The sequence below is a fragment of the Aeromonas sp. Prich7-2 genome, assembly GCF_017939255.1.
Taxonomy (GTDB): domain Bacteria; phylum Pseudomonadota; class Gammaproteobacteria; order Enterobacterales; family Aeromonadaceae; genus Aeromonas; species Aeromonas caviae.
This window is the reverse complement of the sequence record NZ_JAGKRI010000134.1, coordinates 1-13,784: the sequence shown is the minus strand read 5'-3', so window position 1 is coordinate 13,784 and position 13,784 is coordinate 1. Positions and strand designations below refer to the sequence as shown.

The window sequence follows — 13,784 nt, the reverse complement described above, 5'->3', positions numbered from 1 at the left end:
ATGACGGTATAACCTGGCCAGAAGGAGGCAATATCAATATGATGCACGGCGACAGCAGGGTGATGGTGGTGGTGTGTTTGGAGACAGCCAGTTTACCAGCACCCTGTCTGTCAACTTCCACTTCCCCAAGATCCCGCGAAGAACCTGAAAAAAGGGCGCCGCAGCGCCCTTTCATCTTATAACCGGAAGTTGCCGACCAGCTTGTCGAGCTCGCCGGAGAGCTGTTGCAGGCTGCGGCTGGACTCGGTCAACTGGTGGGCGATATCAGCGGTCTCCATGGTGAGCTGGTTGATGTCCTCCACGTTGCGGTTGATCTCCCCGACCACGCTGGACTGCTCTTCGGTGGCGGTGGCGACCTGGATGTTCATGTCGCTGATCTGGGTGATGTGCCCGGTGATCTGGTCGAGGGCGCCGTTGGCCTCGTCGGCCTGGGTCACCACCCGCAGGCTCTGGTTGCGTCCCTGGGCCATGGCACTGACGGCGCGGGCGCTCTGCTCCTGGAGGCTGTTGATCATGCCCTGGATCTCGGCGGTGGAGGCGGCGGAGCGGCTGGCGAGGTTGCGCACCTCGTCGGCCACCACGGCGAAGCCACGGCCCTGCTCGCCGGCACGGGCGGCCTCGATGGCGGCGTTGAGGGCCAGCAGGTTGGTCTGCTCCGAGATGCTGCGGATGGTGTCGAGGATGCTGCCGATGGAGTCGGTCTGGCTCGCCAGGGACTCGATGACCCCGGCGACCTGTTCGATTTCACCGGAGAGGCCGACGATGCCGTGACGGGCCTGGGCGACGACCTGGGCCCCCGCATCGGCCTGCTCGTTGGCCTGCTTGGCGACGTCGGCTGCCAGGGATGCATTGCCGGCGATCTCGCTGACGGTGGCTCCCATCTCGTGGATGGCGGTGGCGACCTGGACGGTGCGATCCCGCTGGGCGGTGCAGTTGTGCTGGGTGAGCTGGGCCTTGGCGGCCACCTCGTTGGCGGTGGCGGCGAGCTGGCGGGAGTTGCTCGCCACCTGCTCGATGGATCCGTGGATCTTGGCGACAAAGTTGTTGAAGCCGGTCGCCACCTGGGCCAGTTCGTCACGGCCATCGACCTTGAGGCGATGGGTGAGGTCGCCATCACCGCTGCCGAGTTCGCGGAACAGGCGGGCCAGTTCGTTGAGGGGGCGGCTCACGGAGCCCGCCAGGAGAACGCCGAGCAGCCCCATGCCGACGGCGATGGCCAGGCTGACCAGCACCATGTGCAGGCGCGCTCTGTCCAGTTCGGCATAAATCTCGGCCTCCGGCACCTGGGCCACCAGATACCAGTCGAGCAGGGGGATGTAGCTGCTGGCCAGGATCACTGGCTGGCCGTCGACCTCGGCATGGGTGGCGGCAAAGGGCTGCTTGTTGAGCAGGTTGGTGCTACTGCCGCTGGCCAGCTGGGTCAGGTTGTCCCGATCGATGCGGGCGGCGTCGGGGTGCAGCTTCACCTTGCCGCTGCCGTCTGTCATGAAGACGAAGCCGCTGTCGCCGATGCGGAAGTTGGCGAGCATGCTGACCATGCTGTCGAGGGATTTGGCGAGGCCGGCGAGGCCGCGTCCGTCGAGTTGCTGGAAGTTCACGAACAGTTTCACCTCGCCGTTGCTCTCCCGAAAGATGCTGAGCATCAGATCCTGGCGGCTCTTGGTGTAGTCATAGAACCAGTTGTCCTGCTCGTGGTTCAGGATGCGCAGAAAACCGTCCTGGTTGTAGTAGGCGGCACTCTGACGATCGGCGAAGGAGGCGGTGACCAGACCATACTGGCTCGTCATGTCCTTGAGCTGGTTGATGAGGATGGACTCCTGCTCCTTGGGCATGCCGCGCTCGACCCAGTCCAGCACGAAGCGGTCGTTGGCAAGCTGTCTGGCGGCATTGGCGACCGAGGTGAGATCCTTTTCGATCTCCTTGCCGATGCGCTGGGTCAGGTTGGGCAGCTCCTGCTCGAACATGCGGTCCTCGATCAGCTGCTGGGCAGAACGCTGGCTGAAATAGCCCACCAGCAGGCAGGAGAGGGCCACGGCGAGGATGACGGTGGCCAGAATTTTCTGTTTCAGTGTCAGGCTTGCGAACATAGGGGTGACTCGGAAGTGTGAACCAGGGTTGAACTCATAATAGCGGCTGATTTGGCGCGCTCTTGAGGCGGTGGGGGCCTTTATTGTCGATTAACGTTTGCGCTCACACCCGGATTGGGCTGGATTGGCGCCCGATTTTGCCGAGACATCGTCGCAAGCGGGGCGACCCCTCGCCAGCACCCCGGCTTGCGGTTAAAGTGCTTGCACTTATAGTAGGCTGCACCTGACTGGCGGCCTGCCCGCTCGACTCGCACCGGATTTATGGACTCTCATATGCGCATCTTTCATCGGGGATGGACCCACCTGCTCGTGCTCCTGCTGGCGACCCTGCCGTTCATGGCGGCGGCCGGAGCCAATGATCCCGCGCCTTCGGCCAGAAACCCGGGGGCAACCAAGATGGAGCGTCCGAGGATCGCCCTGGTACTGAGCGGCGGCGGGGCCAAGGGGTCGGCCCATATCGGGGTGCTCAAGGTGCTGGAGGCAAAGCACATCCCGGTGGACATCATCGTCGGGACCAGCATGGGCTCCTATGTGGCGGGCATGTATGCCATGGGGCTCAGCGCCGAGGAGGTGGAGCGCACGACGCTGGCCATCGACTGGAACAAGGGCTATCAGGACAAGGTGGGGCGCGACGAGCTATCCCTGCGCAAGAAGCAGCAGACCGAGAAGTACCAGCTGCGCACCGACATCGGGGTCAACGGTGACCAGACCCAGCTGCCGGACGGCTTCTTCCAGGGACAGTCCATGGCCAGCCTGCTGCGCCACGCCACCTCCAACCTGCCGGCGCAAAAGAGCTTCGACAACCTGCCTATCCCCTATCGCGCGGTGGCGACCGACATGGAGACGGTGACCCCCTTCGTGCTGGATCACGGCAGCCTCGCCAAGGCGATGCAGGCCTCCATGTCCATTCCCGGTGCCCTCAAGCCGGTGGACTGGGACGGCCGCATCCTGGCCGATGGTGGCACGGTCAACAACATGCCGGTGGACGTGGCCAAGGCCATGGGGGCCGACGTGGTGATCGCGGTGGACATCAGCGCCAAGCTGCGTACCCGGGAGTCCCTCAAGTCGGGATTGGCCATGATCGATCAGCTCACCACCTACATAACCCAGGTGGGGACCGAAAAGCAGAAGGCGCTGCTCGGCCCCAAGGACATCCTGCTGACCCCCGAGTTCGGCAACATGGGGATCGCCGACTTCGCCCTGATGCCGGAGGGGATCAAGATCGGGGAGGCGGTCGCCAACAGTGCAGCGGCCCGGCTCGATGCACTCTCTCTCTCGCCCGCCGCCTACGCCGACTATCGCAACGGCAAGCTGAGCCGGCGCGCCGAGCGCAGCGGCCAGCCCGCCTACTACATCGACAAGGTGGAGATCATCAACAAGTCGCGCCTCTCCGACGACACGGTGCGGGCCATGCTGAACGTGCGTCCGGACAAGGTGCAGACCTACGAGAGCCTGGAGGCGGGGATCCGTCGCCTCTACGCCCTGGAGTCGTTCGATCGCATCACCTACGAGGTGGAGGAGCGGGACGGGGAGAACGTGCTGGTGGTGGACGCCAGCGAGAAGAACTGGGGGCCGGGTTATCTCAACTTCCAGCTCGGCTTCTCCGATGACTTCGAGAGCAGCTCCAACTACAACGTCGGCATGTCCTACACCCTGACCAACGTCAACGACTGGGGAGGCGAGTGGCTGACCGAGGCGTCCCTCGGGACCGCCAAGCACCTCAAGACCGACTTCTACACCCCGCTGGAGCCCTCCCAGACCTACTTCGGCGAGACGAGCCTGGCCTACGACAAGACCCAGCGACGGGTCTTCTTCCCGGAAGAGAGCAGGTCGTCGTCCGGGGTCAGCTATCTGGACTCCGAATACAGCTTCACCAGCGTGGATCTCGCCGTCGGCTGGAATCGCCAGCCCTGGAGTCGCTTCTCCCTTGGACTGGAGGGCAAGATCGGCAGCGTGGAGATCCAGAACCTCACCAACGCGGATGCCGATGCCTCCGCCTGGGGCCCCTACATCCGCTTCGAGCACGACACCCTCGACAGCCGCTACTTCCCCTATCAGGGGGTCTACTGGGACATCAAGGGGGGCTACTCCTACGTCGATCTCGACCCCGCGGACGCGCCCTCCGAGCAGGCCGAGGGGGTGAATTACCGGCTGGTGATGATCAAGCCCTGGTCCTGGGACAGGCACAGCCTCAACCTGATGCTGGAAGGGGGCGGCTCAAGCTCCCAGGAGACGGTACCGCTGTTCGTGCAGGATCTGGGCGGGCTGTTCCGCATGTCCGGCTTCCAGCATTACCAGTTGAGCGGTCGCTACAGCCTGTTTGGCGGATTGCGCTACATCTACCGGGTGGCGGACAACGACTTCGGTGCCTTCAAGGCGCCCCTGTTCCTCGGGGGCTCCCTCGAGCAAGGGGGGGTCTGGGACAAGGGAGAGGACATCAGCATCGAATCCTCCTATACCTCGGGTTCCCTCTATATGGGGGTGGAGAGTTTCCTCGGTCCCATCTTCCTCGGCTATGGCGTGGCGGAGGGGGGGCACGACATGTTCTATCTGCAATTGGGCACTACGTTCCAATAAGGGCGAAATGCTGCCTTTTTGTTAACTCACCTTGGGCGGGCGGCTTGTCACTCTAAAAAAACCTAATGGGTTTATATGGTTATGCTGGTTTGATGAATAACTGCACAGGGTTTGGATTTTAATTAGTCGTTAAAACTTATATAGTGGGGGGCACCCTACGGGTGTCCCGCAAGGACGATCGCCGCGAGCTTGGGCGAACCCCAAAAAAAAGACCAAAGAGGAATTAGTCGTGCTTGAAACATACCGTAAACACGTCGCAGAACGTGCCGCCGAAGGCGTGGTTGCCAAACCTCTGGACGCAGAGCAGGTCGCCGCCCTGGTTGAGCTGATCAAGAATCCGCCCGCCGGCGAACAGGACTTTCTGAAAGAACTGTTGTCCTCCCGCATTCCCCCGGGTGTTGATGAAGCGGCCTATGTGAAAGCCGGCTTCCTCACCGCCGTCGCCAAGGGCGAGGCCCATTCCCCCATCCTGACTGCCGCCGAAGCCGTCGAGCTGCTCGGTACCATGCAGGGTGGTTACAACATTCAGCCGCTGATCGACCTGCTGGACGATGCGACCCTGGCTCCTCTTGCCGCCAAGGGCCTCTCCCACACCCTGCTGATGTTCGACTCCTTCCACGACGTGGAAGAGAAGGCCAAGGCGGGCAATGCCCACGCCAAGCAGGTGCTGCAATCCTGGGCTGACGCCGAGTGGTTCCTGAACCGCCCTGCCCTGGCCGAGAAGATCACCGTCACCGTCTTCAAGGTGACCGGCGAAACCAACACCGACGACTTGTCGCCGGCGCCGGACGCCTGGTCCCGCCCGGACATTCCGCTGCACGCCCTGGCGATGCTGAAGAACTCCCGCCCCGGCATCACCCCGGACAAGGATGGCGTCATCGGCCCCATCAAGACTATCGATGCCCTGAAAGAGAAAGGTTTCCCGCTGGCTTACGTGGGTGACGTGGTCGGTACCGGTTCTTCCCGCAAATCCGCCACCAACTCTGTGCTCTGGTTCATGGGCGACGACATTCCGCACGTGCCGAACAAGCGCGCCGGCGGTGTCTGCCTCGGCGGTAAGATTGCCCCGATCTTCTTCAACACCATGGAAGATGCCGGCGCCCTGCCCATCGAAGTGGACGTCTCCAAGCTGGAAATGGGCGATGTCATCGACATCTTCCCCTATGAGGGCAAGATCACCCGCCACGGCACCGACGAGGTGCTGGCCCGGTTCGAACTGAAGACCGAGGTGCTGATCGATGAAGTGCGCGCCGGTGGCCGCATTCCGCTGATCATCGGCCGCGGCCTGACCGACAAGGCCCGCGAAGCGCTGGGTCTGCCGTTCTCCACCGTGTTCCGTCGTCCGCAGCCGGTGGCCGATACCGGCAAGGGCTTTACCCTGGCTCAGAAGATGGTGGGCAAGGCGTGCGGCGTGAAGGGCATTCGCCCCGGCACCTACTGCGAGCCCAAGATGACCACGGTCGGCTCCCAGGACACCACGGGCCCGATGACCCGCGACGAGCTCAAAGATCTCGCCTGCCTCGGCTTCTCCGCCGATCTGACCATGCAGTCCTTCTGCCACACCGCGGCTTATCCCAAGCCCATCGACGTGCAGACCCACCACACCCTGCCGGACTTCATCATGAACCGCGGCGGTGTCTCTCTGCGTCCGGGCGACGGCGTCATCCACTCCTGGCTGAACCGCATGCTGCTGCCGGATACCGTGGGTACCGGTGGTGACTCCCACACCCGTTTCCCCATTGGTATCTCCTTCCCGGCGGGCTCCGGTCTGGTGGCCTTCGCCGCCGCCACCGGCGTGATGCCGCTGGACATGCCGGAATCCGTGCTGGTGCGCTTCAAGGGCGAGCTGCAGCCGGGCATCACCCTGCGTGACCTGGTCCATGCCATCCCCTATGCCGCCATCCAGAAAGGGCTGCTGACCGTCGAGAAAGCGGGCAAGAAGAACATCTTCTCCGGCCGCATCCTCGAGATCGAAGGTCTGCCGACCCTGAAGGTAGAGCAGGCGTTCGAGCTGGCGGACGCCAGCGCCGAGCGTTCCGCTGCCGGTTGCACCATCAAGCTGGATAAAGAGCCGATCATCGAATATCTGAAGTCCAACATCGTGATGCTGAAGTGGATGCTGTCCGAAGGCTACGGCGACGTGCGCACCATCACCCGCCGCATCAAGGGGATGGAAGAGTGGCTGGCCAACCCGGTGCTGATGGAGGCGGACAAGGACGCCGAGTACGCCGAAATCATCGAGATCGATCTGGCCACCATCAAGGAGCCCATCCTGTGTGCGCCGAATGATCCGGACGATGCCCGTCTGCTGAGCGACGTAGCTGGCGACAAGATCGACGAGGTGTTCATCGGTTCCTGCATGACCAACATCGGCCACTTCCGCGCAGCCGGCAAACTGCTCGAGAAGTATCAGGGCGAGCTGCCGACCCGCATGTGGATTGCCCCGCCCACCAAGATGGACAAGGATCAGCTGACCGAAGAGGGCTACTACGGCATCTTCGGTCGGGTCGGTGCCCGCATCGAGATCCCCGGCTGTTCCCTCTGCATGGGCAACCAGGCGCGGGTAGCGGAAGGGGCCTCCGTGGTCTCCACCTCCACCCGCAACTTCCCGAACCGCCTGGGCAAGGGTGCCAACGTCTATCTGGCCTCTGCGGAGCTGGCCGCGGTTGCCGCCATCATCGGCAAGATCCCGACCGTGGCCGAGTACCTGCAGTACGCCAAGACCCTGGACGCCACTGCTGCCGACACCTACCGCTACCTGAACTTCAACGAGATCGCCTCCTACACCAAGAAGGCCGATGCGGTGATCCTGCAGCAAGCGGTCTGAGACTCGCCGGTCTGACCACTGAAAATAACAATGCCGCGTCTCGACGCGGCATTTTCCATTTCAGGGGGCTGCGCGATAATGACCCGCCATGCCCAGCAACGGCGTCGTCGATTTGCCTGGTACGCGCGTTGCGCTTTCGTTGTCTGGCCATGATGGCCCCACCGTTTCCTGGTGGGTATTTTTATACCGCGGTACCTGCGAAGCGGGCCCGCGCATTGCGGCGTGGTTGCTATGTTTCTGTTCCGGATTGATCTGGCCCGCATGAAGTGGCGCCTTGGTTGTGCCCTGCTGGTGTTAGCCCTGCCCCTGGTGGTGGGAGGGTGGATGGTGCATGACAGCTACGAGCAGGAGCTGAAGAACGATGCCAGTGCGTCAGCCAGCAAGGCCAGAACCTTGCTGGAGCGCATGCTGGATCAGGCCGAGCGGGCCAACCTCGAGGTATTGCCGCTGGCCGGTCGACCTTGCAGCGACAACCTGCTGCTGCTGCGCAAGCGAGTGGCGCTGGAGCCGTTCCTGCGCTCCATCAATCTGGTGCGACAGGGGATCATCAACTGCACCTCGCTGTTCGGGCCTGCCAGGGAAGTGGATGACGGCTCCCGCTACACGGATCGCAAGTTGCTGCTGATGAGCGGCAACCTGGTGCGCAAGAATCACCCCTTGCTGGTGGTGCGTCAGGAGCGGGGGCGTGATGCGGCACTGAGCGCCATTGACAGCAGTCAGCTCAGTTTCATGCTTACCCTGAGCAGCGATCCCAGCGAGCTGTTCTTGCAGGTGGGGTCCGCCTGGCTCGATGAGTCCGGCCACTTCCAAAGCGATCCGCCGAAACTGCACAGCAAGTTTGCCCTGATACTCGCCTCCCAGCGTTACCCCTTCACCATCCACGCCGGTTATGCCATGCCGATCTACTGGCGTGCCCTGTGGGAGGCTCGCCATCTGCAGCTGATCTGGCTGGGAGCCAGTTCGCTGGTGCTCTCACTGCTGGTGTGGTGGCTGCTTGGGCGGCCGGGGGCCCTGACGGACGAGCTGAGACGCGGGCTGCGAGCCAGGGAGTTTGTCCCCTATCTGCAACCGCTGATCGCCAGCAAGGGCGGCAAGATGGTGGGAGCCGAGGTACTGATGCGCTGGCAACATGCCACCGAGGGGCTGATCCGCCCCGATCTCTTCATCCCCCAGGCGGAAGAGTCTGGCCTGATCGTGCCCATGACGGTCAACCTGATGAAGACGGTGGCCAAGACACTCCACCCGGTGCAGGAGCAGCTGTCCGAGGCATTTCACATCAGCTTCAACATCAGTGCCATCCACTGCCGGGACCTCTCCCTGGTGGCGGAGTGCCGCGACTTCCTCGGCCACTTCGTTCCGGGACGGGTGGTGCTGGTGCTGGAGCTCACGGAGCGGGAGCTGCTGGTGACCAGCCCGCAGACCCTCTCCCTGTTTCGCCAGCTCGACGAGATGGGGGTGCAGCTCGCCATCGATGACTTTGGCACCGGCCACTCCAGCCTCATCTATCTGCAGCAATTCCACGTGGACTATCTCAAGATCGACCGCTCCTTCATCGGCCGTATCGGGACGGAGTCCCTCTCCGAGCACATCGTGGACAACGTCATCGACCTTGGGGGACGGCTGGGGTTGTCCCTGGTGGCCGAAGGGGTGGAGACGGAGCAGCAGGCCGCCTATCTGAGAGGCAAGGGGGTCCAGTATCTGCAGGGATACCTGTTTGCCCGCCCCATGCCGATACGCCAGTTCTGCCGGGAGCTGACGGCGGGAGAGATACAGGTCGCTGCCGGGCGCACCGCCCAGGGCTAGGCCGCGCCCACCAGGCTGTGCAGCCAGTTCACCAGGATGTCGTGGGGGCTGCCGGGTTCGGGAGGGGCGGGGGCGAGCAGGTGATAGCCGGTGCCGTCGGGGACGAAGCCGAGCGGTGCTACCAGCAGACCGGCCTCGATATCGTCGCACACCTGGCGGTAGGGGCCGATGGCGACTCCCAGCCCGGCGACTGCCGCCTGCAGGCTGAAATAGAAGTGCTCGAAGGTCTGACCCGGCACCTCCTCGTCTGCGGACATGCCTGCGTGCTGCTGCCACTCCAGCCAGGCGCCCGGACGGGTCTTGGTGTGCAGACGGGGGGCCGTTGGCCTGAGGGCCTGCACATCCCCCCTGGATTCAAAAAAGTGCGCCACCTTGCCCGGCGCCGGTCCGCTCTTCGAACAGCAACTGGTTGTAGAGCTCGGCAGGCCAGTGAAAGTCGTTGCGCCGGATGGCGAGATCGATACCGCTGCCAAAGCTGAGGGCGCCGCCGCCCGCCATCAGGTGTACGTCCAGCTCCGGGTGCAGAGCCTGGAAGGCGGGCCAGCGCGGGATCAGCCAGCGCATCAGGAGGGTGGGTTCGCAGGAGAGCACCAGCGACTGGGGGCGGCTCTGCTGGCGCAGGGCCTGCGCCGTCTGGCGGATGCTGCCCAACCCCTCCCTGACCGCCTGATAGAACCGTTCACCCGCGTCGGTCAGAAAGACCCGGCGCTGGCGCCGCTCGAACAGCATGACCCCCAGATCCTCCTCGAGCAGTCGTACCGCCCGGCTGATGGCGCCATGGGTGAGATGCAGTTCGTCGGCGGCGCGGCCGAAATGCTCGGTGCGGGCCGCCACCTCAAAACAGCGCAGGGCGGTGAGGGAAGGAAGCGAGAGGGCTTTTTGTGAGTTTTTTTCACCATTCATGTCAGGAATCATCGTTCGTTATTGGTGTTATTGGCAAATAAAATAGCCGATATCCCCTCTAATCAGGACTCTTTTCATGACCGAACTGTTAGCCGTTGTCGCCATTACCCTCTTTGCCGTCATCAGCCCCGGACCCGACTTTGCCATGGTGTCGCGCAACAGCCTGCTGCTCTCGCGCCGCACCGGCGTGTTGACGGCGATCGGCATCGCGGCCGGGGTCTGCGTGCACGTGGCCTACACCCTGCTGGGGGTGGGCCTGCTGATCCAGCAATCCCTCTGGCTGTTCAACCTCATCAAGCTGGCAGGGGCCGCCTATCTCATCTTCCTCGGCATCAAGATGCTGCGGGCCAAACCGGCTGCCGATGAAGAGAGCATCTGTCAGCCTGCCCTCTCCAGCCTGGGGGCGCTGCGCACCGGATTTCTGACCAATGTGCTCAATCCCAAGACCACCATCTTCATCGTCAGCCTCTTCATGCAGGTGGTGCAGCCGCAGACGCCGCTGGCGGTCCAGATCGGCTATGGCGCCTTCATCGCGCTGGCGCACGCCCTCTGGTTTGGTGCGGTGGCGCTCTTCTTCTCCACCCCTGCGGTGCGGGACCGACTGCTGGCGGTACGCCACTGGATCGATCGGGTGTTCGGGGGGCTGCTGGTGGGATTCGGCATGTTGCTGGCATTGACCCAGCAAACGCGCTGAGGCGGGGAGGGGCGCTCCCCCTATCCACCCCCGACTGTAGGGTCTTGTTTTTCATGCCTTGGCAGCCACTTTTCGGTAGAATTGGCGCTCATTTTGAAGTCAGATGAGGCGCGGTATGACGGTCAGGTTCCAGGCATTTCACAGCATCAAGGCGATTGGCAATCGGGAGGTGCTGTTCAACTGGTCCAGAACCAACCCCCTCGGCGCCCTTGATCAGGTGTGGCGCCCGACGACCCGTGACGAGCTGCAGCAACTGCTGCGGAAATACCCCGAGCGCAAGCTGCGGCTCATCGGCTCCGGCCTCTCTTTCGAACCCATCCACAGCGTCTACGCCGAAGGCAGCCAGGCGCTGCTGGTGGACCTGCACCACCTGCGCGGCCAGCTGGACAAGACTGCCGATACGGTGACCTACCTGGCGGGGACGCCGCTTGATACCGTCTATGCCGACCTCATCGCCATGGATCGCATGCTGCCGGCGTCCCCCGGCGTCATCGGCATCCAGACCCTGGGTGGAGCGCTCAGCACCGGCACCCATGGGCAGGGACTGCACCAGTCCGCCCTGTGCGATGCGGTGGCTGCCCTGACCGTGATGCTGGCGAGCGGCGACATCATCCGTGTGGATCGCACCGATCCGCGCTTCGGCGCCTTCGTGATGGGCATGGGGATGCTCGGCATCCTGCTGGATGTGACCCTCAACACCGTGCCCAACCGCATCATGCGCTGCACCAAGTTCACCACCGACTACCCCTTCCTGCTGGAACACAACGAGCGCCTCAACCGGGAGCACGCCTTCGTGAAGAGCTGGTGGTTCGCCTGGACCGGCGAGAGCCACATCTGGCTGGTGGATCCCGCCTCCGATGACGAGGTGGCCCGCTACCGGGCCGGGGGCAGCGAGCCGCTGGTGCTGGAGGGAGACATGGACGAGCGCATGAACCTGGCGCTCAATGCCACCATAGACGCGACCCTGCAGAAGATGGCCAGAGACACCAAGGACGAGGCCAGGGCAGGCGAGCACTTCGAGACGGTACGCCGCTTCAAGGACGCCTCGGATCTGGTGGGCAACGTCTACCAGATCCTCTGCAAGGGGATCCCTGCACCCCAGATCAACTGCGAGGTGGCCGTGCCCCTCGAACGCATGGGGGAGGCCCTTGAAATCCTGCAGGCATGGCAGGAGGCGAACCCCGGCGTGCTGCACTACCCCTTCATCCTGCGCTGCACCGGTCCCTCCGTGGCCTGGCTCAGTGCCGCCCATGACAAGTCGGTGTGCTGGATAGGTTTTCTGGTCTATCTGGCGGCGGACGGGACCTTCGTCGGGGGCTCCATGGAGCAGATGCGCGAGTTGCAGCAACTGCTGGTGCCGCTTGGCGGCATTCCCCATTTCGGCAAGCACCTGGCGATGGACCTCTACGACTTCCCGGCCCTGTTGCCGCGCTGGCACGACTTCCTGGCCCTGAAGCGGGAGCTTGACCCCCATGGCCGTTTCGAAAACCGCTGGCTCGGCGACCTGTTCGCCAACCGGTAAGGATCTGACATGACCGATATGCAAGACACTCGCTTACTCATCCTCCTGCCGATCAGAGGGGGGGCAACCCGATGACAGACATGCAAGACACCCGCATCCCCGTGACCCTGCTGACCGGTTTTCTCGGCAGCGGCAAGACCACCCTGCTCAACCACTGGGTCAAGCAGCCCGAGCTCGGGGAGTGCGCCGTGCTCATCAACGAGTTCGGCTCCGTGGGGCTGGATCATCATCTGGTACAGCAGGTGGACGAGCAGGTGGTGCTGCTCGATTCCGGCTGCATCTGCTGCTCGGTGCAGGGATCCCTGGTGGAGGCGCTGCAGGGGCTCTTCATGAAAGCCATCCAGCGCAAAATCAAACCCTTCAAACGGCTGATCATCGAAACCACGGGTCTGGCCGATCCGGCCCCCGTGCTGTTCACGTTGAGGGAAGAGGGCTTTATCGCCCAGCGCTACCGCTTCGACGGCACCGTCACCGTGGTGGATGCCGGCCATATCGAGCAGCAGCTTGCGGCTCAATATGAGGCGGTCAAACAGGTGGCGCTGGCGGATCTGCTGGTGGTGAGCAAGGGCGATCTGGTGGATGAAGAGACCCTTGCTCGGGTGGAAGCCCAACTGGCGACCCTCAATCCGGCAGCCCCCATCCAGCGGGTCAGCAATGGCGTGCTCTCACCCGCGGTGCTGGAGAAGCTCGGCGCCTACAACGAGGCGGCGGGGCGCGACGTGCGCCAGTTGCTGGCCTGGCTGCGTACCGAATCCCCGAAACAGGGGCTGGCTTCGCCCATGCAGCCGAAGATGACGCCGTTTGCCGCCAAGGTGGGGACGGTCGCGCCCACCCGCTTCGAGCACGGCAATATAGAAAGTTTCTCCCTGCGCATCGGCGAGCCGCTCAAGCCCTCCCGCCTGCTGGCCGCCATCGATGCGGTGCAGGCGCAATACGGCGATGCCCTGCTGCGCCTCAAGGGGATATTGCAACTGGAAGGGGAGAGCCAGCCCGTGGTGATCCACGGCGTGCACGGCCAGCTCTATCCGTTGCAGGCGCTGGGGGAGTGGCCCGAAGGCAAGGCCCAGTCCCGGCTGGTGTTCATCGTGAAGAGCCAGGACAGGGTAGGCATAGAGCAGTTGTTCCTCTCGACCCTCAAGGCCCCCGAACCCAGCCTGGAAGAGCACCTCAAGGCCATGCTCGGCCAGCCGGATGCCTGATATGCTGATATGACCCGCGCTCGTGCGGGTCTAATGAGATGGTCACCCCCACCCTGTGAGCGGTACGCTGACAGGGTGTTTTTCTTTCAGGAGAGGCCATCATGGAAAACGTTGCGCTTATTGGTATTGATCTCGGTAAACACTCTTTTCACATTCACTGTCAAGACCGGTT

Annotated in this window: 7 protein-coding genes and 1 pseudogene; 6 read left to right on the top strand and 2 right to left on the bottom strand. The window is 63.3% G+C overall.

What is annotated here, in order from left to right; translation table 11 throughout:
* Window positions 1-176: 176 nt before the first annotated feature.
* Entirely contained in the window at window positions 177-2,087 is a 1,911-nt protein-coding gene (locus J9892_RS17785; protein ID WP_109421779.1) for a methyl-accepting chemotaxis protein, read from the bottom strand.
* 273 nt (window positions 2,088-2,360) lie between these two features.
* Between J9892_RS17785 and J9892_RS17780 the strand changes: the two genes are divergently transcribed.
* From J9892_RS17780 to J9892_RS17770, 3 genes are all read left to right on the top strand, one after another.
* Window positions 2,361-4,664 carry a patatin-like phospholipase family protein gene (locus J9892_RS17780; RefSeq protein WP_102949054.1) on the top strand — a complete coding sequence of 768 codons (2,304 nt, stop codon included), beginning with the start codon at window positions 2,361-2,363 and terminating at the stop codon, window positions 4,662-4,664.
* 229 nt (window positions 4,665-4,893) lie between these two features.
* Entirely contained in the window at window positions 4,894-7,491 is a 2,598-nt protein-coding gene (gene acnB, locus J9892_RS17775) for a bifunctional aconitate hydratase 2/2-methylisocitrate dehydratase (RefSeq protein ID WP_128313664.1), read from the top strand.
* 231 nt (window positions 7,492-7,722) lie between these two features.
* Window positions 7,723-9,294: a cyclic diguanylate phosphodiesterase gene (locus J9892_RS17770; protein WP_102949056.1), complete on the top strand. Its 1,572-nt coding sequence runs from the start codon at window positions 7,723-7,725 to the stop codon at window positions 9,292-9,294.
* Here J9892_RS17770 and J9892_RS25195 read toward each other — a convergent pair.
* Window positions 9,291-10,197, bottom strand: a pseudogene (locus tag J9892_RS25195) (LysR family transcriptional regulator). The gene J9892_RS17770 and the pseudogene J9892_RS25195 sit on opposite strands and share 4 nt — an antisense overlap.
* A 76-nt stretch (window positions 10,198-10,273) precedes the next feature.
* Here J9892_RS25195 and J9892_RS17760 point away from each other — a divergent pair.
* The 3 genes from J9892_RS17760 to J9892_RS17750 all read left to right on the top strand — a co-directional run bounded on the left by J9892_RS17760 (window position 10,274) and on the right by J9892_RS17750 (window position 13,612).
* Window positions 10,274-10,891 carry a LysE family transporter gene (locus J9892_RS17760; protein WP_010675804.1) on the top strand — a complete coding sequence of 206 codons (618 nt, stop codon included), beginning with the start codon at window positions 10,274-10,276 and terminating at the stop codon, window positions 10,889-10,891.
* 115 nt (window positions 10,892-11,006) lie between these two features.
* The gene (locus J9892_RS17755; protein WP_210538644.1) at window positions 11,007-12,413 is read left to right on the top strand and encodes a D-arabinono-1,4-lactone oxidase; all 1,407 of its coding nucleotides are present in this window, start codon (window positions 11,007-11,009) and stop codon (window positions 12,411-12,413) included.
* A gap of 71 nt (window positions 12,414-12,484) precedes the next feature.
* Window positions 12,485-13,612 carry a GTP-binding protein gene (locus tag J9892_RS17750; protein ID WP_210538643.1) on the top strand — a complete coding sequence of 376 codons (1,128 nt, stop codon included), beginning with the start codon at window positions 12,485-12,487 and terminating at the stop codon, window positions 13,610-13,612.
* Window positions 13,613-13,784: the final 172 nt, after the last annotated feature.